The organism is Mycolicibacterium sp. TUM20985 (assembly GCF_030295745.1).
Classification (GTDB): Bacteria; Actinomycetota; Actinomycetes; order Mycobacteriales; family Mycobacteriaceae; genus Mycobacterium.
On the sequence record NZ_AP027291.1, the window covers coordinates 2,795,524 to 2,819,930 of the forward strand.

Here is a 24,407-nt window from a genome sequence, read left to right on the forward strand (position 1 = left end):
GATGAAGATTAACGTCGGTTTCGAAATGGTCTTCGACTGCCCACGGCCAACTCCGATGATGCTCACCCTCAGCATCCACTACACCCGGGTGTCCGATCTGGTTGGCCGGGACAACCTGATGGTCGACCCTCCGGTGCCGATGTCGGGCTATCGGGACGGCTTCGGCAACTGGTGCACCCGCATCGTGGCGCCAGCGGGCGAGACGCGCATCTGGGCCGACGCCGTCGTCAAGGACACGGGATTGCCCGACGTCATCGTCCGTGAGGCGCAACAGATTCCGGTACCCGATCTGCCGGAGGAGGCGCTCGTCTTCCTGCTCGGCAGCAGGTATTGCGATACCGACCGGTTGTCCCAGATTGCGTGGGATCTCTTCGGGCAGGGGCCCACCGGCTGGGATCGCGTGCAAGCGATCTGTGACTACGTGCACAACCACATCACGTTCGACTATCAGCAGGCGGACAATACGCGCACCGCGCTGGAGGCGTTCAACCAGCGGGTCGGCGTCTGCCGCGACTTCACCCATCTGGCCGTGGCCTTCTGTCGCGCCATGAACATCCCCGCGCGCTACTGCACCGGGTATCTCGGCGACATCGGCATGCCGCCGCCCTACGGCCCGATGGACTTCGCCGCCTGGTTCGAGGTGTACCTGGGCGGGCAGTGGTACACGTTCGACGCGCGCAACAACACGCCACGGATCGGCAGGGTGTTGATGGCGCGGGGGCGTGACGCCGCGGACGTGGCGTTGAGTAATGCGTTCGGCCCCAACACCTTGACGAGCTTCACGGTGCGGACCGACGAGGTGACGTAAGGCCGACGCCGACGGCTACGCGGTAATGAAGACCTTCAGCGCACCCGTCTCGGCCGCGCGCTCGAACACGTCGTAGGCCTCCTCGAACTGGTCGAGTTTAAAGCGGTGGGTGATCATCGGTGAGGTGTCCAGCTGGTGGCTGGCGACCAATCCGATGAGGGTCGGCGTCGACGACGTGTCGACCAGACCGGTGGTGATGGTGAGGTCCTTGATCCAAATGCTCTCGAGGTGCAGCGTGGCCGGTGCGCCATGTACCCCGATGTTCGCGATGTGCCCGCCGGGACGGACCAGGTCGACCGCCTGCTCGAAGGACTCCGGCAGGCCGACGGCCTCCATCGTGACGTCGGCTCCCAGACCTCCGGTGAGTTCACCGATGACGTCGGCGGGATCGTCACGGCTGCTGTTGACCACGATGTCGGCCCCGAACTTGCGGGCTGCCTCGAGCCGCGAGTCGGCGATGTCGATCGCCACGATGTGGCTGGGGCTGAAGAGCTTCGAGGTGAGGATCGCGGCGAGCCCAATGGGGCCTGCACCGATGATCGCGACCACGTCGGCCGGACGCACCTTGCCGTTGAGGACGCCCACCTCGTACGCGGTGGGCAGGATGTCGGCCAGAACGATCATCTGCTCGTCGGTGACGCCATCGGGAATCTGGTGAGTCGAGTTGTCGGCGAACGGTACTCGGACGTACTCGGCCTGCGTGCCGTCGATGAGGTGACCCAGAACCCAGCCACCGCCGTTAAGGCACTGCCCGTAGACGCCCTCGCGGCAGTACCGGCAACTGCCGCAGGAGGTGATGCACGACACCAATACGCGGTCGCCGACCGCCAACCGGTTTACCGCAGAACCGATCTCGGTCACCGTGCCGACGGCTTCGTGGCCGAGGATCCGGCCCACGGTCACCTCCGGCACGTCACCCTTGAGGATGTGCAGATCGCTGCCGCAGATGGTGACGGCGTCGACCCGCACGACGGCGTCCGTCGGCTGTTGCACGGTCGCGTCGGGTACTTCCTCCCAGGCGCGCTGCCCTGGTCCGTGATAAACCAATGCCTTCATCGGGGTGTCCCCTTCGTGGTGGTTCTGGGAGAAGTCGGATGAGGTGCTATCCGAATGGCCCGCAGCTGATGGGTGCAACAGTCGTCGCTACCCCGCTCGGGCACCAGAGGCCGAAGACCCTTCTTGCCTCCGCGGACCTTGTGCTCTACCGCTGGACCAGGGGGCGCAGTCCAATGGGCCGATGACATGCACCCACCGACGTCTGGGCGAACTCGTCGGGCTGGCGGCAATCGTCTTCTCGGCCGTCTACCTCATCTCCGACGTCGTCGAAGTGGTGCAGGGGAACTTCTCGACGACGCGCCTGGTCCTCACCTACCTTGGCGAGTCGACGATCCCGCTCTTCGTTCTCGGCCTCTTCGCTGCACAACGACCTCGCATCGGCTGGCTGGGCTTGTTCGGTGCGACGGCCTACGCCTACGCCTACGTGTTCTTCACCAGCACAGTGGTTTACGCATTGGTCGAGGGCGTCGTGGACTATCGGGCCCTGACCGCGAGCTTCGGCCCATGGATGACGGCACACGGAGCGATCATGCTGATCGGCGGAGTGGCCTTCGGCATCGCCGTCGTCCAGGCCCGGGTGCTGCCACGGTGGACCGGATTCTGCCTGATCGGCGGAGTCGTTCTGGTTGCCGCGGCCTCCGGGCTACCCACCTACACGCGCGCCCTCGCCGAGGCGGGGCCCGCCATCGCATTCATCGGCATGGGCGTGGCGCTGCTGCGGGGACGGTCGGACGTGGCGAATCATGTTGGGCGGCAAGCGGTTGACCTGGCGACGACCGAGCCTCGTCAGACCCCGACCACGCCGAGCAGCTGCCCGATGCCGTAGGTGACGATCATCGCGATCGCCCCGCCGAGGGTCACGCGCAGGACGGCCCGGCGCGGGTCGGCGCCGCCGAGGCGCGCGCTGATGGAACCGGTGAGGGCCAACGCGATCAGCACCGCGACGAAGGTGACGGGAATCCGCACCGACGGGGGCAGTGCGATGATCGCGATCAGCGGGAGCAGCGCTCCGACGGTGAACGAGACGGCCGATGACAGCGACGCTTGCCACGGGTTGGTGAGGGCGTCGGGGTCGATGCCCAGTTCGACGTCGACGTGGGCCGCGAAGTCGTCGTGCGCGGTGAGTTCCTCGGCGACCTGCCACGCGGTGGCGGTGCTGAGCCCCTTGCCCTCGTAGATCGCCGCCAACTCGGCGAGTTCGTCGGCCGGCGAATCGACGAGTTCCTGGCGTTCCTTCTCGAGCAGGGCCTTCTCGGTGTCGCGCTGCGTGCTGACCGAGACGTACTCGCCCAGTGCCATCGAGACGGCACCGGCGACCAGGCCCGCGACGCCCGCGGTCATGATCGGTCCGCGCTCGGTGGTGGCGGCTGCCACGCCGACGACCAGACCCGCCACGGAGACGATTCCGTCGTTGGCACCCAGGACACCGGCGCGCAACCAGTTGAGCTTCGATGCCGTGCCGGTGCCGTGGGGCTCCGCGGGATGGGGTTCGGCTGACTGACCATCCGTGGTGTCGGCGTTCTCGTCCTGACGTTGACTCACGATCACGGAGAATAGGCGCTTTCGCGCAGGTCAGCCAGCAATCGAAGGCTAGCCAAAGCTGGAGGACACGGCGCTATCCGGTGCCGACAATGTCTACCGCCCGCGCCGCCAAGCTCGGTGTGACACCATTGGGCACAGTGGTACACTTCGGCATGCCGACGAGTCACCCACGCCACGCGATCACCGAGACCGAGGACATCGCCGATGCGCTCGGGGTGGCACGCCGTGCATGGCCCGACCTCGCGGACAAGCCCGGCGCGCTGCTCCGGCGACTCATCCTCGAAGGGCGAAATGCGATCGTGCACAGTGACGCTGATGCTGTACTGGCGAGTCGGCAAGCCGTGTCGGAGACCGGCGGCGCGTTGACCGGGGTCTTCGGCGTGGACTACCTCAAAACACTGCGGGAAGATTGGCCCGAATGATCGTGCTCGACGCCAGCGTGTTGATCGCACACTTCGAGTCGGCGGATGTGCATCATGTCGAGGCTACGGATCTGCTGATGACACATGCCATGCAGCCGTTTGCGTCGAGCGTCGTCACCATCGCCGAGGTATACGTTGGCGCGGCCCGCGCTGGCCAGGCCGACCGACTCGCTCGACTTCTGGCACGTCTCGACGTCGAACCTCTGGACCTACCGGCCGGCGCCGCTCGCCGCCTCGGCGAACTGCGGGCTACCACCCACCTCAAGATGCCAGACTGCTGCGTGCTCTATACGGCCGAGCACCACGACGCGGCGGTCGCGACCTTCGATCTGAAACTCGCCGCCAGTGCACTCGACCTCGGGCTGTCGGTGGCAGAGCATCAGGTCCCACACGGCTAGTCACGCCGAGACGTGTTGGCGTGCTGCGGGGATCGCGGTGATGAGCGCCTCGAACTGACCATCTTGCAGCGGCGGCTGCTCGAGGAGGACGGCGATCGAGTCGCCCGCCAGAAAGGCGGCGGTCAGGCCGTCGAGGTCGACGGGAACGCCGATCGGGTTCGCGGCGAAGCGATCACTGGCCATGTCTTCGATGCTGAGGTCGGCAACCTGGGTGTCGATGAAGGTCTCGACCTGCAGGCCGTCGCGGTCGAGGTAGTACGCGGACAGCGTGCCGCACAAATGCCCCGATTTCGTCAGCCATAGGCACACTTACGCCGTTGCCTAACTCTTGAATGATTCGCCCGCGATCGACATGCGGAAGGGCCTTCGCCCCGCGTGTTGGACACGCTTGATCCCGGATTTCAGCCGGGGGAAGCGAGATGATCCACCGCGATGGCAAGGAAAAATTACTCCGAAGAGTTTCGTAGCGATGCAGTCGAGCTGTATCGCGTGACCGAGGGCGCCACGGTCGCCCAGATCGCCAGCGATCTCGGTATCGCGCACGGCTCCCTGTCGGCCTGGCTCAGAACCGCGGGTGTCGCGATCCGCAGGCGGGGCCACACCGAGGCGCCGCCCGGCCCGGCCGAAACTCCCGAGCAGGAGGCCATCCGGCTGCGAGCGCGGGTCCGCGAACTGGAAGTCGAATCGGTGAAGCTGAACACCGAACGCGACATCCTGAGGGCGGCGGCGAAATATTTCGCCGGGGAGACGAACTGGTGAGCCGCTTCCAGTTCGTTGCCGACCACTCCGACACCTTTGAGGTGAAGTGGCTATGTCAGATCGTCGACGTCGCTCGGTCGTCGTTCTACGCCTGGGTCAACGCCGCCGTGACCCGCACGGCACGAATAGTGGCCGATGACAAACTTGCGCAGCGCATTCGAGCGGTGCACACCACCGACACCACCTACGGTGCGCCGCGGATCACCGCCGAGCTCAACGACGGTGCCCCCGAGGCGGAGCGGGTCAACCACAAGCGGGTGGCCCGGGTGATGCGCACCGCGGGGATCACCGGCTACCGCCGTCGGCGACGGGTGAGGACCACCGTGGCCGACCCGGCGAACCAGAAGGTGCCCGATCTGCTGAGCCGCGACTTCACCTCCGCGGCGGTGAACACGAAGTATGTCGGGGACTTTTAATGCCGACGTCGGCATTACATGTCTTATGCCGACCCGTGGAATATGCCGACAGTCGTTGCGATGGTGCAGCCCAACGGTGGTGCTGAGGTACAAAAGGTCGGCATAGTCGCATAGTCGTGGTCACGCTTCAGGCACTGAATTGTCTGGAGGTGAGGTCCGTGACGAAGAGATCGCCGACGGCCCGGTCGTATCCGGTTCGAGTCCCGCGGGTTCCGGTGGGCCCTTTGGCGCCGATGGTGCTGGGCGAGTGTTCGGGATGGTTGGCCGGGCTGGGCTATTCGCCGGGTTCGGCGGCCGCGGTCGTGAATGTGTTGGAACGACTGAGCTGGTGGATGCAGCTGGTGGGCGTCGAGGTCGACGACATCGATGAGGATCTGCTGGCCCGGTTCCTCGAAGTGGAGGGATCCCGAGATCTTCCGTGCGCCACAGTGAAGCGTTGGATCGGCACCATACGCAGGTTCTTGATGGCCGCCGGCTATCTGAATTCGGCTGGGGTCCAAATAGATTCACTCACGCCGGTGAAGTCCGCGGTGGTGGACTGGTGTTCGTGGATGCGGCAGCAGCGCGGACTGACTGAGAAGACCATCGCGGCCCGTTGTCACTACGCGGCCGGCCTTCTGGAGGTGTTGACGGCGGCTGACGGTTCGGTACAGTGGCGGCGCCTGGACGCGTCGATCATCAACGCCTACGTCGCTGAGCGTGGACGCCCCTACGGTGTTGCTGCACGTGCTCACATCGTCGGATCTGTCCGCTGCCTGCTGCGGTGGGCGTTGAGCACCGGCCGCCTCGATCGGGACCTGACCGCCGGGATCCTCAAGGCTGCCGGGACGCGGCGATCGTTGCCGCGGGGCGTGGACACCGATCAGGTCGCGGCCTTGCTGAGTGTGTGCAATCAGGCCACCGCGCTCGGCGCGCGGGACCGGGCACTCGTCACGATCCTGGTGCGCCTTGGCCTACGTGCTGGCGAGGCCGCCCAACTGAGGATCGACGACATCGACTGGGCAAGTGGACGTCTCAGGGTCACCGGCAAGGGTCGCGAGCACCTGTTGCCGCTCCCGGTCGATGTGGGTCAGGCATTGGAGACGTGGTTACGGCTGCGGCCGCCCGCTCTGGACCGGGCCGTGTTCGTGCGGCTGCGGGCACCCCGACAGATGATGACGACCTCGGGCATCTCGGGGGTCATCGCCCGGTTATCGGATCTGGCGGGGATCGACCGGATCTACGCGCACCGGCTGCGGCACACCGCCGCGATGGACGTGTTGGCCGCAGGTGGCTCCTTGACCGAAGCCAAGGAGCTCCTGGGGCACGCCTACACGGTCACCACGATGGGCTACGCGAAAGTCGACCTCGCATCGTTGCGCGAGTTGGTCGTCCCGTTCGGGCAGGTGCCGCGATGAGGACACTGCGCGAACGACTCGATGAGTACTTGCAGCTGCGCCGGTCTCTGGGGTTTCAGCTCAACGACCTCGAACGCCAAGTCGGCTTGTTCTGCACCTGGCTCGAAGCTCAAGGCCAGACAACGACGTTCACCATCGATGATGCCGTGACGTGGGCCCGGCTCAACCCCGACGCGCACCCCTCATGGTGGGCGACCCGCCTGTCGTTGGTGCGCCGCTTCGCCGCCTACCTCCACGCCGACGATGTCGATGTCCCCGTCATCCCCAACGGCTTGCTTGCGGCCCGCAAACCCCGAGCCGTTCCCTTCATCTACAGCCAACAAGACATCGATGCGTTGCTTGCCACCTGCGACACCGAGTTCGCCGACGAACGGATCGCCGCGACCCTGCGCACCGTCATCGGTCTGCTTGCCGCTACCGGCCTGCGGATCGGCGAAGCACTGAACCTGCGAGTACCCGACATCGACCAGCACAACGACCTGCTGACGATCAAGGCCGCGAAGTCTGACGAGCGGCGCGTCCCAGTGCACCCCTCGACGACGGCCGCCCTCAGGCAGTACATCGCTCTGCCTGCCCGAATGGCCACCCGCCCCGACCCCCACGGCCCGGTCTTCGTGACCTGCAAGGGAACCGGATACGTCTACGTGTCATTTCAGTCCCTGTTCAAACGAGTCCGGGAGGCTGCCGGGCTCATCCCACGGAGCAGGGCACGCCCCCGTCTGCACGACCTGAGACACACCTTCGCCACCGCGCACATGACCGTGGCCTATGCCCACGGCGGTGACCCCGACCGGGTGCTCTCGCTGCTGGCCACCTGGCTGGGGCACTCCGACGCCGCCCACACCTACTGGTACCTGACCGCGACCGGGGAACTCATGGCCCTGGCCGCAAGCAAACTCGAACCCATCTCCGAAAGTGAAATACAGTGAACGCCTTGGCTATTAGTTTGCAGACCTACTTCACGACCTTCGCCCACACCCAGCGCGACCTGTCGATCAACACCATCGCTTCCTACCGCGACACCTGGCGGATGCTCCTGAAGTACCTGACCGCGACACTCGGGATTCCCGCCGACGCACTCGACTTCGACGCCGTCACCGCCACGCACGTCACCGGGTTTCTCGACCACCTCGAACACGAACGTGGCAACAGCAGCAGAACCCGCAACGCCCGACTCACCGCGATCCGCTCCGTGCTCGGCCGGGCTCTGCCCGACCATCCCGAGCACGCCGCCACCATCACCCAGGTCCTTGCGATCCCACCCAAACGCACAATCAGGCCCGTCATCGAGTTCCTGACCCCCGCAGAGGTCGACGCACTACTGGCCGCACCAGACCCCACCACCTGGACCGGGCGACGCGACCACGCCCTGCTGGCCATGACCGCGCAAACCGGTCTGCGGATCAGCGAGATCTGCTCACTGACCCACGACGACATCCACCTCGGCACCGGCCCTCACATCGCCTGCACCGGCAAAGGACGTCGCCAACGGATCACCCCGCTGACCAGAGCCACCGCCAGCACCATGACGACCTATCTCGCCGAACGGATGACCCGGCCAGGCTCCGCGCTGTTCTGCGGCCCCCACGGACAACCCTTGTCCCGCGACGCACTCGAACATCGCCTCGCCACGCACATCGCGACCGCGACGACCACCTGTCTCAGCCTCACCGCCAAGCACGTCACGATGCACACCCTGCGCCACACCGCGGCGATGAACCTTCTCGCCGCTGGAGTCGACGTCTCCGTAATCGCCTTATGGCTCGGGCACAGCGACACCCACAGCACCGACGCCTACCTCCACGCCGACATGGCCATCAAACAAGCCGCCATCGACCGGACCAGGCCACCCAACGTCAAGCCCGGGATCTACCGCCCCGCGCCCAACATCCTGGCCTGGCTGACATCCCTGTGAATATGCCGACCCCTCAGCCCCGAAAGCCGCGCAGGAGAGCGCCATCGCAAGCACTGTCGGCATATTCCACGGGTCGGCATAAGACATCACATACTTGCCGCTGGCCGCCGGCGGCAACTTGTATCTGGCGACGGTGATCGACTGCTGTTCGCGTCGGGTCGCGGGGTGGGCGATCGCCGATCACATGCGCACCGAGCTGGTTGAGGACGCGTTGAAGGCCGCCGATAGTCTACGGAGTGGTGTGATCGGGTCCATCTTTCACTCGGATCACGGAAGTCAGTACACGTCAACGGATTTCGCCAAGCTCTGCCGCGATCTGGGTGTCGTCCAGTCGATGGGGTCGGTGGGAACGAGCGCGGACAATGCGCTTGCCGAATCGTTCAACGCCGCCCTCAAACGCGAAATCCTCCAAGACGACAGCTGCTGGGATGACGCCGCCACGTGCCGCCGCGAAGTCTTCCGATGGCTGGTCCGCTACAACACGAAACGACGGCACTCCTACTGCCGCTACGTCAGCCCCGCCGCCTACGAAAGGACCCGCACACCCGCTACGCTGCCCGAAGCCGCATAACCACAAATCCCGTGTCCACCATCCGGGGTCAAGGCCCGAATGGCTGGGCAGGCGCGCTGGGGCACGATCGAGCTCACAACACTTCAGCCGTTCCAGGGTCTTGGGCAGGCCCGAAGTACTTGTCGGCCATCTCCTTTTCTATGGTAGCTATCTGCTCGCAAGAACGGAGCGCCGTGTCGGGGCCGAACATCGTTTCAAGCCGAGCGACATTGGGGCCTTCGCCCCGCGTGTTGGACACGCTTGATCCCGGATTTCAGCCGGGGGAAGCGAGATGATCCACCGCGATGGCAAGGAAAAATTACTCCGAAGAGTTTCGTAGCGATGCAGTCGAGCTGTATCGCGTGACCGAGGGCGCCACGGTCGCCCAGATCGCCAGCGATCTCGGTATCGCGCACGGCTCCCTGTCGGCCTGGCTCAGAACCGCGGGTGTCGCGATCCGCAGGCGGGGCCACACCGAGGCGCCGCCCGGCCCGGCCGAAACTCCCGAGCAGGAGGCCATCCGGCTGCGAGCGCGGGTCCGCGAACTGGAAGTCGAATCGGTGAAGCTGAACACCGAACGCGACATCCTGAGGGCGGCGGCGAAATATTTCGCCGGGGAGACGAACTGGTGAGCCGCTTCCAGTTCGTTGCCGACCACTCCGACACCTTTGAGGTGAAGTGGCTATGTCAGATCGTCGACGTCGCTCGGTCGTCGTTCTACGCCTGGGTCAACGCCGCCGTGACCCGCACGGCACGAATAGTGGCCGATGACAAACTTGCGCAGCGCATTCGAGCGGTGCACACCACCGACACCACCTACGGTGCGCCGCGGATCACCGCCGAGCTCAACGACGGTGCCCCCGAGGCGGAGCGGGTCAACCACAAGCGGGTGGCCCGGGTGATGCGCACCGCGGGGATCACCGGCTACCGCCGTCGGCGACGGGTGAGGACCACCGTGGCCGACCCGGCGAACCAGAAGGTGCCCGATCTGCTGAGCCGCGACTTCACCTCCGCGGCGGTGAACACGAAGTATGTCGGGGACTTTTAATGCCGACGTCGGCATTACATGTCTTATGCCGACCCGTGGAATATGCCGACAGTCGTTGCGATGGTGCAGCCCAACGGTGGTGCTGAGGTACAAAAGGTCGGCATAGTCGCATAGTCGTGGTCACGCTTCAGGCACTGAATTGTCTGGAGGTGAGGTCCGTGACGAAGAGATCGCCGACGGCCCGGTCGTATCCGGTTCGAGTCCCGCGGGTTCCGGTGGGCCCTTTGGCGCCGATGGTGCTGGGCGAGTGTTCGGGATGGTTGGCCGGGCTGGGCTATTCGCCGGGTTCGGCGGCCGCGGTCGTGAATGTGTTGGAACGACTGAGCTGGTGGATGCAGCTGGTGGGCGTCGAGGTCGACGACATCGATGAGGATCTGCTGGCCCGGTTCCTCGAAGTGGAGGGATCCCGAGATCTTCCGTGCGCCACAGTGAAGCGTTGGATCGGCACCATACGCAGGTTCTTGATGGCCGCCGGCTATCTGAATTCGGCTGGGGTCCAAATAGATTCACTCACGCCGGTGAAGTCCGCGGTGGTGGACTGGTGTTCGTGGATGCGGCAGCAGCGCGGACTGACTGAGAAGACCATCGCGGCCCGTTGTCACTACGCGGCCGGCCTTCTGGAGGTGTTGACGGCGGCTGACGGTTCGGTACAGTGGCGGCGCCTGGACGCGTCGATCATCAACGCCTACGTCGCTGAGCGTGGACGCCCCTACGGTGTTGCTGCACGTGCTCACATCGTCGGATCTGTCCGCTGCCTGCTGCGGTGGGCGTTGAGCACCGGCCGCCTCGATCGGGACCTGACCGCCGGGATCCTCAAGGCTGCCGGGACGCGGCGATCGTTGCCGCGGGGCGTGGACACCGATCAGGTCGCGGCCTTGCTGAGTGTGTGCAATCAGGCCACCGCGCTCGGCGCGCGGGACCGGGCACTCGTCACGATCCTGGTGCGCCTTGGCCTACGTGCTGGCGAGGCCGCCCAACTGAGGATCGACGACATCGACTGGGCAAGTGGACGTCTCAGGGTCACCGGCAAGGGTCGCGAGCACCTGTTGCCGCTCCCGGTCGATGTGGGTCAGGCATTGGAGACGTGGTTACGGCTGCGGCCGCCCGCTCTGGACCGGGCCGTGTTCGTGCGGCTGCGGGCACCCCGACAGATGATGACGACCTCGGGCATCTCGGGGGTCATCGCCCGGTTATCGGATCTGGCGGGGATCGACCGGATCTACGCGCACCGGCTGCGGCACACCGCCGCGATGGACGTGTTGGCCGCAGGTGGCTCCTTGACCGAAGCCAAGGAGCTCCTGGGGCACGCCTACACGGTCACCACGATGGGCTACGCGAAAGTCGACCTCGCATCGTTGCGCGAGTTGGTCGTCCCGTTCGGGCAGGTGCCGCGATGAGGACACTGCGCGAACGACTCGATGAGTACTTGCAGCTGCGCCGGTCTCTGGGGTTTCAGCTCAACGACCTCGAACGCCAAGTCGGCTTGTTCTGCACCTGGCTCGAAGCTCAAGGCCAGACAACGACGTTCACCATCGATGATGCCGTGACGTGGGCCCGGCTCAACCCCGACGCGCACCCCTCATGGTGGGCGACCCGCCTGTCGTTGGTGCGCCGCTTCGCCGCCTACCTCCACGCCGACGATGTCGATGTCCCCGTCATCCCCAACGGCTTGCTTGCGGCCCGCAAACCCCGAGCCGTTCCCTTCATCTACAGCCAACAAGACATCGATGCGTTGCTTGCCACCTGCGACACCGAGTTCGCCGACGAACGGATCGCCGCGACCCTGCGCACCGTCATCGGTCTGCTTGCCGCTACCGGCCTGCGGATCGGCGAAGCACTGAACCTGCGAGTACCCGACATCGACCAGCACAACGACCTGCTGACGATCAAGGCCGCGAAGTCTGACGAGCGGCGCGTCCCAGTGCACCCCTCGACGACGGCCGCCCTCAGGCAGTACATCGCTCTGCCTGCCCGAATGGCCACCCGCCCCGACCCCCACGGCCCGGTCTTCGTGACCTGCAAGGGAACCGGATACGTCTACGTGTCATTTCAGTCCCTGTTCAAACGAGTCCGGGAGGCTGCCGGGCTCATCCCACGGAGCAGGGCACGCCCCCGTCTGCACGACCTGAGACACACCTTCGCCACCGCGCACATGACCGTGGCCTATGCCCACGGCGGTGACCCCGACCGGGTGCTCTCGCTGCTGGCCACCTGGCTGGGGCACTCCGACGCCGCCCACACCTACTGGTACCTGACCGCGACCGGGGAACTCATGGCCCTGGCCGCAAGCAAACTCGAACCCATCTCCGAAAGTGAAATACAGTGAACGCCTTGGCTATTAGTTTGCAGACCTACTTCACGACCTTCGCCCACACCCAGCGCGACCTGTCGATCAACACCATCGCTTCCTACCGCGACACCTGGCGGATGCTCCTGAAGTACCTGACCGCGACACTCGGGATTCCCGCCGACGCACTCGACTTCGACGCCGTCACCGCCACGCACGTCACCGGGTTTCTCGACCACCTCGAACACGAACGTGGCAACAGCAGCAGAACCCGCAACGCCCGACTCACCGCGATCCGCTCCGTGCTCGGCCGGGCTCTGCCCGACCATCCCGAGCACGCCGCCACCATCACCCAGGTCCTTGCGATCCCACCCAAACGCACAATCAGGCCCGTCATCGAGTTCCTGACCCCCGCAGAGGTCGACGCACTACTGGCCGCACCAGACCCCACCACCTGGACCGGGCGACGCGACCACGCCCTGCTGGCCATGACCGCGCAAACCGGTCTGCGGATCAGCGAGATCTGCTCACTGACCCACGACGACATCCACCTCGGCACCGGCCCTCACATCGCCTGCACCGGCAAAGGACGTCGCCAACGGATCACCCCGCTGACCAGAGCCACCGCCAGCACCATGACGACCTATCTCGCCGAACGGATGACCCGGCCAGGCTCCGCGCTGTTCTGCGGCCCCCACGGACAACCCTTGTCCCGCGACGCACTCGAACATCGCCTCGCCACGCACATCGCGACCGCGACGACCACCTGTCTCAGCCTCACCGCCAAGCACGTCACGATGCACACCCTGCGCCACACCGCGGCGATGAACCTTCTCGCCGCTGGAGTCGACGTCTCCGTAATCGCCTTATGGCTCGGGCACAGCGACACCCACAGCACCGACGCCTACCTCCACGCCGACATGGCCATCAAACAAGCCGCCATCGACCGGACCAGGCCACCCAACGTCAAGCCCGGGATCTACCGCCCCGCGCCCAACATCCTGGCCTGGCTGACATCCCTGTGAATATGCCGACCCCTCAGCCCCGAAAGCCGCGCAGGAGAGCGCCATCGCAAGCACTGTCGGCATATTCCACGGGTCGGCATAAGACATCACATACTTGCCGCTGGCCGCCGGCGGCAACTTGTATCTGGCGACGGTGATCGACTGCTGTTCGCGTCGGGTCGCGGGGTGGGCGATCGCCGATCACATGCGCACCGAGCTGGTTGAGGACGCGTTGAAGGCCGCCGATAGTCTACGGAGTGGTGTGATCGGGTCCATCTTTCACTCGGATCACGGAAGTCAGTACACGTCAACGGATTTCGCCAAGCTCTGCCGCGATCTGGGTGTCGTCCAGTCGATGGGGTCGGTGGGAACGAGCGCGGACAATGCGCTTGCCGAATCGTTCAACGCCGCCCTCAAACGCGAAATCCTCCAAGACGACAGCTGCTGGGATGACGCCGCCACGTGCCGCCGCGAAGTCTTCCGATGGCTGGTCCGCTACAACACGAAACGACGGCACTCCTACTGCCGCTACGTCAGCCCCGCCGCCTACGAAAGGACCCGCACACCCGCTACGCTGCCCGAAGCCGCATAACCACAAATCCCGTGTCCACCATCCGGGGTCAAGGCCCTTGTCACGGAACCAGGCGACCGTGTCCGCCGGGGGTACGTTGTTCGTTTCCTCGAAACCGTCCAGGAACTGCCGCACAATCGGCACTCGGAACCAGTTCTTCGGCGAGTCTAGAGTCGACGGAGCAATGCCGATTCCGATCTGGCCGCGGTTCAAGTTGATGCTGACTGAGAGCACGGGTCCGGCGAGTTTCAGCCAGGCGTCACTGGTCCCTGAGCTGCTCGATGCCGAATCTACAATTCGATATCTACGATCGAGGTAGAGAAACTCGAAGTAATTATAGAAAAATGCCAACAACGTCTTCAAAGTCCGCTCCTAACGGGGCCGTGCGCACACCGGGTCACCTAGCTTCCAATAATATTGAGCCTCAACATATCTCAGCTCGTACGCGGCGGACATGCTTGGGCCGTAACCACTGATAAGTTTCGTACATGCCGTCAAGGAGAAGGAACGGTCTTCATTAGCCACTTGCGCCATCTCCTGGCAGTTTCTGTCGTTGAATATTGGCAGCCTGCTGAAGTCTTGCGAGTCGGACCAAGTCAGAAATGGCCTCCTCAAGATCTTTTCGCGAGCTTGCGTCGCTGATTGACTGGACGCGCGTCGGTAGTTCATCTGCAATCAGATCGACCAGCTGTCGTCGGTCTATCGGCCTAAGGTCGAGAAAGGGCAAATTTTCAGTGTCGAGCTCTTGCAATTCATCTTTGTCTGGACCCTCGGGGAGCTTGCTGGCTAGAAATTCAAGCACAAAGAAGATACGTGATGAACTTGCCGCCCAGTCCCCCCCTTCGAAAAAGATTGAACCCGCCATCAATTGCCTCCCACTGTGAATACTCTGTCGGTAACGAGCGACCGAACGAATTCCTCAACCATTGCCTTTTGCGCCGCCGAGAAACGCGATACGTCGACCGGAACGTAGTCAGCCTTCTCGAGATGGTCCACGATCGAAGCCTGAAGGTGCTCCCACTGGTACTTCAGATGCTTTCCATCGAAGTTCCCGACAGCGTCGTAACTCTCTCCCGTCATGGGATCGAACCAATCAGACGAGCCCTGAGGCGACCGTTCGAGCGTGATTCCAAGTTCGTGCTCGATGCGCAGACCCGTTTCTGCCTCGGCGGGGCGAAAGCCGCCAATCGCTGGATCGGTGCCGAGTTCAAGCGCATGTGCACTATCGAGATCGTACTGACCGCTCTGCGGGACATCAGGATGCCTCAGCGGTGGATCGTCAGCGTCAGAGTCAGGGTCCGAGTGATGTGGTGCAGATTGATGTGGCTTCTCCGTATTCGGATCGAATACTTCGGGATCTTGCGTCGGCGTCGGTACATCGTCCACATGAGATGTCGGCGGAGCCACTTGGTGTTGCGCGCCCGAATGTGTTTCCGGTAAAGGTGAAGCCGTTGTCGGAGGCTCTATCGGACGAACCTCCGTCAGTCCAGGGAACGAGCCCGACGCCGGCACGTCTGGCGCGTGCGCACCGCCACCAGAAGCAACCATCGCTGGCTCGGACGCCGCCCGCGGAGGCAAGGCTTCCCCAGCATGTGACGGGGCAAGCACTGGCTCAGGGCTCTCAGCCGCTGCAGCCCGCGAGCTGTGCGACGGCGACTCCGGGGCATGCGCGGCACTTGCGTCTGGCAGCGTCTGTGGGGTCACCTCCGCGGTACGCGGTGCTGATGCGTCGGGCACGTGGGCTGCAGCTTCCGGCACGCGCGGCGGAGGCGCGTCGGACGTCGATCGCGGACCGATGGAATCCGGAACCGCTTGCGGCGTCGACGTTTCGGACAAACGGGGCGCTTCTGGCGCATGAGGCAGGTCCGGGTCGGCCAGAGACGAAGGCAGCGCCGAGGAGTGGGCTCCTTGCGCCGCACCGGAGCCGATGTCGTCGGAGAGCGTGGTGAGGTCGTCGAGCTTGGCGGCGATCTCCGATGCCCGCCCGGCGATGGGTGCAGTGCCCTCGGCGGCTCCGACCACGGCTCGCGCAGCCGCGCTGCCTTCGCTGGCATCCGCGGCAGCGGTCACACCCCGAAGTCCGGTCTTGGCGGCGCCGATACCCGTTGCGGCAGAACCGGCTTCGAAGAGAACGCCGCCCCGTCCCAACCCTGGCCGGTCGGCGCGCCAATCCTCGGAATGCACGATGCCGCCGAGCATGTCCTTGCCGTGCTCGAAGGCACCCGTCGGGTCCATCGCCACACCGTTCGGGGTGGCGTACTTCAGCGTGTCGAGTACCCCACCCCATGCCGCCGCGGCACCCTCGGAATCGGAGGCGAACCGGGTGGGATCCAGCTGCTGGATGCCGACGATCGTCTCCAGGCCCGCCTTCAGAGCGCCTTCGCTCACGTTCGACTGAAACTCGAAGGTACTGGCCAGCGCTCCCCCGACGTCGTCGCCCAGATAGTGGGTGAACTCGCGGCGTGCGGTCTGCTGCAGTGAGACCACGGCGTCGTCGAGCGCGGTGATCAGCGTCTGCATCAGCGAGATGCGGCCGTCGACCTGGCGGCCGAAGTTCTCCAGCACCTTCTGAACATCGTCGGCGATCTCCTTGATCTCGTCCAGCGCGTCGCCGCTGAACACCGCTGTGATCCCGTCGAAGAAACCCGACGGAGAGATGCGGTCGCACAGGTCTCGAATCGCATCCTGGGTAGATTGCACGTCGTCGGCGAACTCACGGGTCTGGGTCGCGAGGTTGCCTGCCTCGGTGGCCACTGATGACATCGACTGCGACAGTTCCGACATCGCCGACGTCATCTTGCCGCTCTCGGGGATTTGTTGTCCGCCAATGATCCCGGAGGGTGCGGTCAGCTCGGCGCTCTTCCCGCTGAGTTCCGACGCGAAGCTCTGCCACGCGTCAGCCGAGGCCCGCAGCCGCTCGGGATTGCCGTCTGGCCACGAGTCGGGGATGAACGTTTCCAACACGGACCACAAGAACGGCGGCATGACGCCGCCACCGAGTGATGAGGGACAGGGCGGAGTGTCGAACGCCGGTGGCTTCTCGGGGGCGGTCAGAGGTGTCGCACCGCCACCGATGGTCGACGCGGCGTCGGCCTGGGAATAGTTGGTCGCCGACATTCCGACCCCAAAGCCGACGTTGCGCGACCCGCTGACCAACGCTGCGCCAGCGTCCATGAGCGCCTGCGCCGACTTCTGATAGGCCAGACCGAACGCCAACCCGGCGGCATCGACCCCACTTGGGTGCCCCGCCACCGAGGCTCGACGTGAGCGTCCCCATCGCGGTGGCGAGTTCGTCACCAACGGTGGCAACGGCGCGTCCCGCTCCGGCTAGGGCGTCGGGTCGACGACGATGGGCGCCACCCCGAGTCAGCCCCACATGCGGGTATTGGTCGACGCCGCGTTCGAATAGTTGGAGTGCGCCTGCTCGGCGAGGTCACGCAGCTGGGCCAATGCCTCGCCGAGCTGCTGTGCGCTGTCGTCCCATTGTTGCTGCGCGGATTCCTGCGCCGATGCGGCGTCACCGTGCCACGTCATCCCCAACGCCGTGACCGAGGCGCGCACTGACGCCAGCGTCTGCTCGAGGGTGGAGTGAAACGCCGACATCTGGTCGACGCCGGCGAGCAACGCCTCGAGATCCACCGAGAAGGCGGCCATCACATACCCGCCGATTCGACCGCCGCCCGAGCGTCGGCATCGGTGGTGCCGTACCCCTGCACGGCCTGCTCCAACGCCGATGACATCGCCTCGAGGCCCTTGACCACGTTCTCGGCGCCTTCGTGCCAAGCCGCCCACACTTCGCCGAACGCCGACCCGGCCTGACCGGTCCACCCGGATCCGAGCAGACGCGTCAGTTCGCCGTCTAGCGAGGTCACGCCCGATTGCGTCTCGGTCACGGCCGACTGAAGCTCACGTGCGACGCCAGCTACCACCGCCTCGGACACCTGCAACTCACCCACGGCTCACCCCCTGCATGGCATTCATCGTTCCACGAGGCGATGCGGCCACAGCGCAGCAATTCGGACGCAAGGACTTCGACCGCGGTTCAACCCCGTGTCGGTGAACGTCTTTGGTCCGCAGCACGTGGTCTAGGAGAACCCGAAGTGGGGGCGGCGCCGGGGCATCCGGCACCGCCGAGGATGGAGGCACCAATGTCGTTGTACGGCCGCGTGTTCGCGCTCATCTACGATCCGTTCCTGGCGCTCGGTGAGCGCGCCGGCATGCAAGAGATGCGCCGCCATGTCCTGGCCGACGCACATGGCCGCGTCTTGGAGATCGGCGCCGGCACCGGGCTGAACCTGCCGCTGTACCCGGCCGCAGTAACCAGCCTGACCCTCGCCGACCCCGAACCGCCCATGATCGCCCGATTGCGGAAGCGGGCACCCCAGGACGCCGATCGGCCGGTCGACATCGTGTCCGCCCCCGCCGAGCACTTGCCCTTCGCCGACGACAGCTTCGACACGGTGGTGTCGACGTTGGTGCTGTGCACCGTCGACGACCCGGCCGCCAGTCTCCGCGAGGTCGCCCGAGTACTCGCGCCAGGCGGTCGACTGCTGTTCGTCGAGCACGTCCGTGCTGCAGAGGCACGCGTGGCCCGCTGGCAAGACCGACTCCACGAGCCGTGGCGTCGCTTCGCCTGCGGCTGCCACTGCAACCGCGACATCGTCAGTGCGTTGCGCGAGAACCACTTCGAACTCGCCGACGTACAGCAGCGTCATTGGCGAGGCATGCCCGCAATCGTCCAACCGTTGATCATCGGCGCAGCCATGGGCCCAGCCCTCAGACCACGTGCCTAGGGCCGCCGTCAGACGTCACCAGGAGTGACCACACGCGAAGCACCACCACTCCTCGGGTTCGGGGCAGCACCCGCCGGCGTTCAACCACGGCGGGATGTTCATGAAGTCCGAGGGCATCCCGTAGAACGTCCTGCGGGTGCGGCGCGCACCGCATCCAGGGCACGGCGGGTGCAGCACGCCCTTGTAGTCGACGAAGCTCGCGAACCCCATCTCGTCCATGCGATTACGGCAGCTGCGGCACAGCACCGCGGGCCAGTCGCCGACGTTGACGTCCAACGATCCGGGCTGCGGCCGAGTGTGCGGATCGACGGTATGCACCACCACCTGATCGCGAGCCCCTGACATCGTGAGATCGATGTCGCGCTCACAGCCATCGCATTGCCCGTCGAAGCGCAACAGCGTCCGCGCTGCGGCCATCGAATTGTGGCCGAAACGGCTCGCCGGGGCGCACCAGTAGCGGCACTCGTCCAGCGAGAGCTCCAGCTTGATGGCGTCGTCTCCCCCGAAGCTCCACCCGCGCGCCGCCCACACCTCGAGTCCGAGAACCTTCGCCAGCGTCGACAACTCCACCAGGTTCGGCTGTCGCAGCGGTCGCTCGAAGACTGCCGTCCGGGGGTGAGCGTCGGTCTCGAGGCGGGCGACGTCGGCCAGCACCGAGGGCGGATCGGTGTTCAGGACGAACGCGACGGTATCTCCTTCTTCGGCCTCATCCGTGCCGTAGCGCCACGGCTGATAGGGCGATCGTGGTTCGAGAAGCGCGATCACGGCATCCTTCCAGTCGGTCGTTTCGACGACGTGCAACCGGTGGTCAAGAACGTGTTCCATCAGTCCATTGTCCCAGGCAGGTCTGACATTTCGCCTCGACCGCGGGGCTGCCACTCGTCGTGAGAAGTGGCCCGTCGCGAGGTCATCATGTCGTCGTGTCGGTGCCCGCTCGTATCGTCCTGCCATGGCCAGAGGGCGTTCTGATTCCGGTGGTGGCTTCGCTGGGGTGTTCCTGCTGCTGCTCGCCATCGGGTTCGTCATCAAGTACATCTGGTGGATCGTCGGCGCGGCGGCCTTGGTGGGGCTGTGCTTCGCGGGCCGGGCCCTGGTCCGGTACATGGAAGTGCGTCGGGAGTTGGCCGCTGAGCGCCAACGTGACCTGAAACTGCGGGCTGACCGCCAGCATCGGTGGACGATCGCCGGGGACAGTCGCGGTGTCTACGGAGCGGAGGGCGCGTCCGCGATGCAGGTGGTCTCTCCACCGCCGGTGATGCCACCGACGAAGGACGACGACGACGATCCACCGGCGGTCGCGACGATGGCAGCGACCGGCGGTGAGTTGGCGGCGCTGGCGGAGCAGACGCCCTCGGGCTGGGAGTGGGCACTGTTCACCTCGGTGCTGGTGCAACGGCAGAACACGGTCCTGCCGCGCCTGCGCGACAGTGAGCTGGGGTTCACGTCACCGACGACGACGCGGGTGTACTCGGGTGCGGAGCTCGAACCGCTCCTCCTCGGGTTGATCGACGAGATGGTCTCGACGGCAAGGCAGGCCGAGCGCTTCATGGCGGCGCCCGCCTTCATGGACTCCTTCGGCGCCAACGGATCCAGCGGTGACGCCGAGGCCATCACTCACATCGCGCACCGATTGATGGATTACCACGAACGGTTTCTCACATTGTCGGAGAGCTGCCGAAGGATCTCCGCGCCATCGTATTTCGACAATGTCGTCGCCGATTGCGGGCGGTTGCTCAACCGCCCGCTCGAGGGCTACCGCGACTTCATCGCCGAGCTGGTCGACGTGATCGAGTCGCTCCCGAAGTTCTTGCCGCACGCCATCGGAAATGTCGATCTGGGGTCCATTGCGCTCGACATCGACATCGATGACGCGCCCAGGGTGCTGAAGCGATTGCGCACGCTCAGTCGCTAGGCGGGCATCGCGTCAAGCAGGTCCGACGTGCGGTGATCACTGGTCGCCCAGTTCGGTGCCCGGAAACGTCATCGGGCTCGCACGCCCCGGTGGAGAACGGCTTACCAACGCGTCGGAGCCTCGAACGAGGTGGCCTGCTAAGCCCGCGACGGCCGCCGTGCCGCGGCACTCTTCAATCGTCTCAACACTTCAGCTAATCGCGGATTCGATCCCGGTGTGGCCAAAGTCGTTGCCCTTCCACAGCAGCGGTTCGCGCATGTCGATGGCCAGGGCGTATGACAGGCAGTCGCCGAAGTTCAGTCCGGCGGGGTGGCCGCTGCCCTTTCCGAAGTCGCGGTACGCCTGACGCGCCAGGCGTGCCTGGCGTTCAGTCACCGGTTCCATCGAGATCTCCGCCGTCTCGATTAATTCATCCAATCCCCTGCTGACGACGGGATCTCTTTGCGAGTCGACCACACAACCACATTCGACGTAGCTGGCCACGGATAGTCGTCGTACGTCGGCAGTCGTGATCGCTCGGGCGTACACCGCTGCGTCGTCCTCGTCTCTCAGGATCGCGATGATCGCCGACGAATCCACGATCAAGCTGGTAGGCCTTCGTCGTCGTACAGCAGCTCGGCATGGTCGAGCATCTCAGTCGCTGAATTCATTCGCTGCGCTGTCTTATGGCCAATGCCGAGGAGACGGACGGCGAGGTCGTCCTGCTGCAGTCGTGCCAGGCGTTCGTTGACGGCCATCGCCACCGCCTGGGACTGCGACTCGCCCGTCAGCGCGGCGAGCTGCTTGACCGCTTCGTGGACCGACGGATCCTTTATGTTCAACGCCATGGGGTACCTTTCTACCGTTCCGATGGTACCGCGACACAGGGCGCGCTGGTCGGCCCCGTAGGTTGCGCAACTTGATCTCACCCCACTCCTACGGAGAGCTGATGCTCAACCGCCGCGCCAAATCGGACCCGCCGACGTCACGGATGAAGTCCGGGTCACCGCACACAACGAGTTGGTCTCGCGCGCGGGACAATCCGACGTAGAGGCGCTCCCGCGAACGCTCGAACTTGCCCGTGTCGTTGACGACGAGGACCACCGCGCGGCGCTCGAGGCCCTTGAACCCGAGCACGTGTCCGTAGAAGACCTGTTCGGCATCCCAGAACGTATCCCAGTAGGCCTTGTGACCGTCGCGCTGCCGTTCCGTTTGCTCGGGATGTCGACTGCCAGTGGTGAGCAGAGCGACGTCCTCCTCGCGCCAGCCCGCGCCGAGCAGGGCCTCGACCTGGTCGTCGGCGACGTCGAGGGCCTCCTCCCGCGTGCACGGGATAAAGGTGACGGCCGGGCCCTCCCCGCCGAGGAAGCGCATCGGGTGGTCGACCAGTGGTTGGAAGGCATTGGCGATCTGGCGGGTGTTGCGCAGGTTGTGGTCGAGGATCAGCGGGACCAATGGCACCGGCGGTGCGCCGTGGCGGTTGAACACTCGCTGTCCCTCGTCGCTGAAGACGTAGATACCACCCTCGACGGGGTCCTTCAGCGCGGCGAGCAGTGGATCCCACCAGGCGTCGGCGAAGTCCTGCGACTCGTCGACGACGATTGAGTCGAAGCGGTGACCGGGCTCGAGTCCTGTTGCGAGGTCGGCCATTTGCAGCGGGAGGTCATGCTCCCAGAACTTGACGGTGTCCTCGTTACGCACCGCCTCGTCGGGCCCGGCCGGTGCGCCCCACTGCTTGCCCAGGTCGTGGAACTCGCCGACGTAGGCGGGCTGTTGGCGGCGCGGCCAGGTGGCGGCGATGCGTTCGAGGTAGGACGCCAGGCCGTGGGAGTAGCAGACCAGTGCGACGCGTTGGCCACGCTGCGCGAGGCGTCGGGCCTGCTCCATGGCGAGGAAGGTCTTCCCGCTGCCGGCACCGCCTCGGACCTCGACGCGGTTGAGCAGTCGGATGGCGTCGAGGATGACGGCCTGGTGCTCGGTGAGCGCGTCTGCGGAGTCTTCGTTGGCCAATGCGCGTGCGACGACGTCGCGTTGAGGCAGTCCCCGGCCGCTCAAAGCCGTTGTGAGCTGGTCGATTCCGTCGCGAGTGAGCAGCGGTCGCTCGAGCTCCTGGCGAACGAGTATCTCCCGCAGCCGGGAAACCAGGTTCGGCAACTCGGTGCGGTCGATGATCTTCCACCGTGGGCAGTCGGGAAGGTCGAAGTCGGCGGGCAGCTCGGTGTGGGGCAGCACGACGACGTGGTCCCAGCGCAGCCGGTCCTGCGTCCAGCGCGGGTCCTTCTCGATGAAGTCGCGCAGCGCGTAGCAGGCTTCCCGAGCCTGCCGGACGGGATGGATGCGGTTGTCACGGCCGCCGCGCTTCTGCCACCAGCCATCGCCGTCGTGCCAGACCTCACCGCCCTTGACCTCGAGACAGACGATGCCGGCGCCCTCGATGCCCACCACGAAGTCGACCTCATGGTCTTTGAGGTGGTCCGTCACCCGTTGACCGGGGACCAGCAGATCGTTGGGCTCGAGTTGCTCGACGAGCGCCTGCCAGGTGCTGCGCTCGGAGCTGTTGAGGCGCGGCGTCTCCGTCACGGTGATGCTCATCGCTGCGCGTCCATCCTCCCCTTGGCGAATCTCCCCTGGGGAGGCTAGCGCGAAGGACCGACGGAACCGTCGATGACGACCGCAGGTCCTCTACGCGAGGGTGTCCCAGAACGCCGTCAACGCCGCTGCGCCGCGGTCGGGGCCCTCGACCATCCACTAGTGGCCCAGACCCTCGAGCACTTCGGTGCGGGCGCCGGCGCGGTCGGCTGCCCGTCGACGGTGGTCGTTCGCTCCGATGAAGGGGTCGTTCGTCGCGAGCAGAGACAGGCCGGGTCGGGCTGCGGCGGACTCCAGCGCGCGGCCCGCCTCCGCCATCGCCGGCTGCGCCGCTGAGCGGTACAGCGCCAGGATCGCGGTCTTCATGTCGTCGTTCTGATGTTCGGCGATGGCCGCTCCGATCTCCGGCGGGATGCCGAAGGAGGACATCAGTTCGGTGCGTGCGCTGATGTCGCCGCCCATCATCGCCTCGAGGGATTCCTCACCGTCTCCAGGGGTCTGCCACACCTGCGCCATGTCGTGCCAGACGTAGTCGGGGTCGTACAGGCCGACGACGTCGCTGACCCAGCTGCGCACGAGCTCCGGCCGGTGCATCACCACGTTGATGACGTGGCCTCCGCCCCAGTCATGACCGACCAGGTCGATCGGTCCGTCGATCTTCTCCAACTCGGCCTCGAGCCAATCGCGATACTCCAGATACGTCGCGCCAAACCCGTCGGGCAGGGGCGCTCCGAAGCCTGGTGGCGAGAGCAGCACCACGTCGTCGCGTCCGAGCGCGGCGACCAATGGTCCCCAGATCGCTGCGGTCTCGGGATTGCCATGGACGAATACCACTGTCATGGGCTCATCATGGCACCCGCGGGCGCAACGTAGCGGTCGAGGCGCACATTGGCCCGTATCCGCTCAGCACTGACGAAACCTGCCGGTAAGTCAACGCGGATTTCGACTACGTAGCCGCGAT

General features: G+C 65.4%; 23 protein-coding genes and 5 pseudogenes. 16 read left to right on the plus strand and 12 right to left on the minus strand.

The window, feature by feature from the left end; genetic code table 11:
• Window position 1 precedes the first annotated feature (1 nt).
• Window positions 2-808 (plus strand): transglutaminase-like domain-containing protein, encoded by an 807-nt coding sequence (locus QUE68_RS13780; protein ID WP_284226691.1) that lies wholly within the window; start codon window positions 2-4, stop codon window positions 806-808.
• Window positions 809-823: 15 nt separating this feature from the next.
• Here the strand turns inward: QUE68_RS13780 and QUE68_RS13785 are convergent, their stop codons facing one another.
• Window positions 824-1,864, minus strand: coding sequence for a zinc-dependent alcohol dehydrogenase family protein (locus QUE68_RS13785; protein WP_284226693.1), 1,041 nt, complete (start codon window positions 1,862-1,864; stop codon window positions 824-826).
• Window positions 1,865-2,045: 181 nt separating this feature from the next.
• Here QUE68_RS13785 and QUE68_RS13790 point away from each other — a divergent pair, with 181 nt between their 5' ends.
• Window positions 2,046-2,690 carry a hypothetical protein gene (locus tag QUE68_RS13790; protein ID WP_284226694.1) on the plus strand — a complete coding sequence of 215 codons (645 nt, stop codon included), beginning with the start codon at window positions 2,046-2,048 and terminating at the stop codon, window positions 2,688-2,690.
• On the opposite strand, the gene QUE68_RS13795 is transcribed toward QUE68_RS13790, so the two are convergent.
• Window positions 2,651-3,406: a VIT1/CCC1 transporter family protein gene (locus tag QUE68_RS13795; protein ID WP_284226696.1), complete on the minus strand. Its 756-nt coding sequence runs from the start codon at window positions 3,404-3,406 to the stop codon at window positions 2,651-2,653. The two genes, QUE68_RS13790 and QUE68_RS13795, sit on opposite strands and share 40 nt — an antisense overlap.
• Window positions 3,407-3,495: 89 nt before the next feature.
• Here QUE68_RS13795 and QUE68_RS13800 point away from each other — a divergent pair, with 89 nt between their 5' ends.
• Complete coding sequence (locus QUE68_RS13800; RefSeq protein ID WP_284226697.1) at window positions 3,496-3,828, plus strand: hypothetical protein; 333 nt, start codon at window positions 3,496-3,498, stop codon at window positions 3,826-3,828.
• Window positions 3,825-4,226, plus strand: a complete 402-nt coding sequence (locus QUE68_RS13805) for a type II toxin-antitoxin system VapC family toxin (RefSeq protein WP_284226698.1) — start codon at window positions 3,825-3,827, stop codon at window positions 4,224-4,226. Before QUE68_RS13800 ends, QUE68_RS13805 begins: the two co-directional genes overlap by 4 nt.
• Here the strand turns inward: QUE68_RS13805 and QUE68_RS13810 are convergent, their stop codons facing one another.
• The gene (locus QUE68_RS13810; protein ID WP_284226699.1) at window positions 4,227-4,535 is read right to left on the minus strand and encodes a hypothetical protein; all 309 of its coding nucleotides are present in this window, start codon (window positions 4,533-4,535) and stop codon (window positions 4,227-4,229) included.
• 123 nt (window positions 4,536-4,658) lie between these two features.
• On the opposite strand from QUE68_RS13810, the pseudogene QUE68_RS13815 reads away from it, so the two are divergent.
• From QUE68_RS13815 to QUE68_RS13860, 10 genes and pseudogenes are all read left to right on the plus strand, one after another.
• A pseudogene (locus tag QUE68_RS13815) lies at window positions 4,659-5,395 on the plus strand (IS3 family transposase); the annotation flags it as partial.
• 164 nt (window positions 5,396-5,559) lie between these two features.
• Window positions 5,560-6,798, plus strand: coding sequence for a tyrosine-type recombinase/integrase (locus QUE68_RS13820; RefSeq protein WP_284232746.1), 1,239 nt, complete (start codon window positions 5,560-5,562; stop codon window positions 6,796-6,798).
• Window positions 6,795-7,727 (plus strand): tyrosine-type recombinase/integrase, encoded by a 933-nt coding sequence (locus tag QUE68_RS13825; protein ID WP_284232744.1) that lies wholly within the window; start codon window positions 6,795-6,797, stop codon window positions 7,725-7,727. The genes QUE68_RS13820 and QUE68_RS13825 overlap by 4 nt, the downstream gene beginning before the upstream one ends.
• Window positions 7,724-8,713, plus strand: coding sequence for a tyrosine-type recombinase/integrase (locus tag QUE68_RS13830; protein ID WP_284232743.1), 990 nt, complete (start codon window positions 7,724-7,726; stop codon window positions 8,711-8,713). The genes QUE68_RS13825 and QUE68_RS13830 overlap by 4 nt, the downstream gene beginning before the upstream one ends.
• A gap of 82 nt (window positions 8,714-8,795) precedes the next feature.
• Window positions 8,796-9,284, plus strand: a pseudogene (locus QUE68_RS13835) (IS3 family transposase); the annotation flags it as partial.
• 284 nt (window positions 9,285-9,568) lie between these two features.
• Window positions 9,569-10,305, plus strand: a pseudogene (locus QUE68_RS13840) (IS3 family transposase); the annotation flags it as partial.
• A 164-nt stretch (window positions 10,306-10,469) separates the two neighbouring features.
• Window positions 10,470-11,708 (plus strand): tyrosine-type recombinase/integrase, encoded by a 1,239-nt coding sequence (locus tag QUE68_RS13845; protein WP_284232746.1) that lies wholly within the window; start codon window positions 10,470-10,472, stop codon window positions 11,706-11,708.
• Window positions 11,705-12,637 carry a tyrosine-type recombinase/integrase gene (locus QUE68_RS13850; RefSeq protein ID WP_284232744.1) on the plus strand — a complete coding sequence of 311 codons (933 nt, stop codon included), beginning with the start codon at window positions 11,705-11,707 and terminating at the stop codon, window positions 12,635-12,637. Before QUE68_RS13845 ends, QUE68_RS13850 begins: the two co-directional genes overlap by 4 nt.
• On the plus strand, window positions 12,634-13,623 hold the full coding sequence (locus QUE68_RS13855; protein WP_284232743.1) for a tyrosine-type recombinase/integrase: 990 nt from the start codon (window positions 12,634-12,636) through the stop codon (window positions 13,621-13,623). The genes QUE68_RS13850 and QUE68_RS13855 overlap by 4 nt, the downstream gene beginning before the upstream one ends.
• Before the next feature lie 82 nt (window positions 13,624-13,705).
• A pseudogene (locus QUE68_RS13860) lies at window positions 13,706-14,194 on the plus strand (IS3 family transposase); the annotation flags it as partial.
• A gap of 496 nt (window positions 14,195-14,690) precedes the next feature.
• Here the strand turns inward: QUE68_RS13860 and QUE68_RS13865 are convergent.
• The 4 genes from QUE68_RS13865 to QUE68_RS13885 form a co-directional block, all read right to left on the minus strand.
• Window positions 14,691-15,038 (minus strand): hypothetical protein, encoded by a 348-nt coding sequence (locus tag QUE68_RS13865; RefSeq protein ID WP_284226701.1) that lies wholly within the window; start codon window positions 15,036-15,038, stop codon window positions 14,691-14,693.
• Entirely contained in the window at window positions 15,038-17,347 is a 2,310-nt protein-coding gene (locus tag QUE68_RS13870) for a WXG100-like domain-containing protein (RefSeq protein ID WP_454786363.1), read from the minus strand. The genes QUE68_RS13865 and QUE68_RS13870 overlap by 1 nt, the downstream gene beginning before the upstream one ends.
• Window positions 17,348-17,539: 192 nt before the next feature.
• Complete coding sequence (locus tag QUE68_RS13880; protein WP_284226704.1) at window positions 17,540-17,827, minus strand: WXG100 family type VII secretion target; 288 nt, start codon at window positions 17,825-17,827, stop codon at window positions 17,540-17,542.
• On the minus strand, window positions 17,827-18,129 hold the full coding sequence (locus tag QUE68_RS13885; protein ID WP_284226705.1) for a WXG100 family type VII secretion target: 303 nt from the start codon (window positions 18,127-18,129) through the stop codon (window positions 17,827-17,829). Before QUE68_RS13885 ends, QUE68_RS13880 begins: the two co-directional genes overlap by 1 nt.
• 192 nt (window positions 18,130-18,321) lie before the next feature.
• Between QUE68_RS13885 and QUE68_RS13890 the strand changes: the two genes are divergently transcribed.
• Window positions 18,322-18,966: a class I SAM-dependent methyltransferase gene (locus tag QUE68_RS13890; protein WP_284226706.1), complete on the plus strand. Its 645-nt coding sequence runs from the start codon at window positions 18,322-18,324 to the stop codon at window positions 18,964-18,966.
• 15 nt (window positions 18,967-18,981) lie between these two features.
• Here the strand turns inward: QUE68_RS13890 and QUE68_RS13895 are convergent, their stop codons facing one another.
• The gene (locus tag QUE68_RS13895; protein ID WP_284226707.1) at window positions 18,982-19,791 is read right to left on the minus strand and encodes a hypothetical protein; all 810 of its coding nucleotides are present in this window, start codon (window positions 19,789-19,791) and stop codon (window positions 18,982-18,984) included.
• 124 nt (window positions 19,792-19,915) lie between these two features.
• Between QUE68_RS13895 and QUE68_RS13900 the strand changes: the two genes are divergently transcribed.
• Window positions 19,916-20,878: a hypothetical protein gene (locus QUE68_RS13900; RefSeq protein ID WP_284226708.1), complete on the plus strand. Its 963-nt coding sequence runs from the start codon at window positions 19,916-19,918 to the stop codon at window positions 20,876-20,878.
• A gap of 189 nt (window positions 20,879-21,067) precedes the next feature.
• On the opposite strand, the gene QUE68_RS13905 is transcribed toward QUE68_RS13900, so the two are convergent.
• The 4 genes and pseudogenes from QUE68_RS13905 to QUE68_RS13920 all read right to left on the minus strand — a co-directional run bounded on the left by QUE68_RS13905 (window position 21,068) and on the right by QUE68_RS13920 (window position 24,286).
• Window positions 21,068-21,463, minus strand: coding sequence for a type II toxin-antitoxin system VapC family toxin (locus tag QUE68_RS13905; protein ID WP_284226709.1), 396 nt, complete (start codon window positions 21,461-21,463; stop codon window positions 21,068-21,070).
• Window positions 21,460-21,705 (minus strand): type II toxin-antitoxin system VapB family antitoxin, encoded by a 246-nt coding sequence (locus tag QUE68_RS13910; protein WP_284226710.1) that lies wholly within the window; start codon window positions 21,703-21,705, stop codon window positions 21,460-21,462. The genes QUE68_RS13905 and QUE68_RS13910 overlap by 4 nt, the downstream gene beginning before the upstream one ends.
• Window positions 21,706-21,793: 88 nt before the next feature.
• Entirely contained in the window at window positions 21,794-23,449 is a 1,656-nt protein-coding gene (locus QUE68_RS13915) for a nuclease-related domain-containing DEAD/DEAH box helicase (RefSeq protein ID WP_284226711.1), read from the minus strand.
• A gap of 90 nt (window positions 23,450-23,539) precedes the next feature.
• Window positions 23,540-24,286: pseudogene (locus tag QUE68_RS13920) on the minus strand (alpha/beta fold hydrolase).
• Window positions 24,287-24,407: the final 121 nt, after the last annotated feature.

Excerpts from the sequence above, each read along its gene's own strand:
- QUE68_RS13780 (WP_284226691.1), top strand. The coding sequence starts at position 2 with ATGAAGATTAACGTCGGTTTCGAAATGGTCTTCGACTGCCCACGGCCA.
- QUE68_RS13785 (WP_284226693.1), bottom strand. The coding sequence starts at position 1,864 with ATGAAGGCATTGGTTTATCACGGACCAGGGCAGCGCGCCTGGGAGGAA.
- QUE68_RS13790 (WP_284226694.1), top strand. The coding sequence starts at position 2,046 with ATGACATGCACCCACCGACGTCTGGGCGAACTCGTCGGGCTGGCGGCA.
- QUE68_RS13800 (WP_284226697.1), top strand. The coding sequence starts at position 3,496 with ATGTCTACCGCCCGCGCCGCCAAGCTCGGTGTGACACCATTGGGCACA.
- QUE68_RS13805 (WP_284226698.1), top strand. The coding sequence starts at position 3,825 with ATGATCGTGCTCGACGCCAGCGTGTTGATCGCACACTTCGAGTCGGCG.
- QUE68_RS13825 (WP_284232744.1), top strand. The coding sequence starts at position 6,795 with ATGAGGACACTGCGCGAACGACTCGATGAGTACTTGCAGCTGCGCCGG.
- QUE68_RS13850 (WP_284232744.1), top strand. The coding sequence starts at position 11,705 with ATGAGGACACTGCGCGAACGACTCGATGAGTACTTGCAGCTGCGCCGG.
- QUE68_RS13865 (WP_284226701.1), bottom strand. The coding sequence starts at position 15,038 with ATGGCGGGTTCAATCTTTTTCGAAGGGGGGGACTGGGCGGCAAGTTCA.
- QUE68_RS13870 (WP_454786363.1), bottom strand. The coding sequence starts at position 17,347 with ATGGACGCTGGCGCAGCGTTGGTCAGCGGGTCGCGCAACGTCGGCTTT.
- QUE68_RS13880 (WP_284226704.1), bottom strand. The coding sequence starts at position 17,827 with ATGGCCGCCTTCTCGGTGGATCTCGAGGCGTTGCTCGCCGGCGTCGAC.
- QUE68_RS13890 (WP_284226706.1), top strand. The coding sequence starts at position 18,322 with ATGTCGTTGTACGGCCGCGTGTTCGCGCTCATCTACGATCCGTTCCTG.
- QUE68_RS13895 (WP_284226707.1), bottom strand. The coding sequence starts at position 19,791 with ATGGAACACGTTCTTGACCACCGGTTGCACGTCGTCGAAACGACCGAC.
- QUE68_RS13900 (WP_284226708.1), top strand. The coding sequence starts at position 19,916 with ATGGCCAGAGGGCGTTCTGATTCCGGTGGTGGCTTCGCTGGGGTGTTC.
- QUE68_RS13910 (WP_284226710.1), bottom strand. The coding sequence starts at position 21,705 with ATGGCGTTGAACATAAAGGATCCGTCGGTCCACGAAGCGGTCAAGCAG.
- QUE68_RS13915 (WP_284226711.1), bottom strand. The coding sequence starts at position 23,449 with ATGAGCATCACCGTGACGGAGACGCCGCGCCTCAACAGCTCCGAGCGC.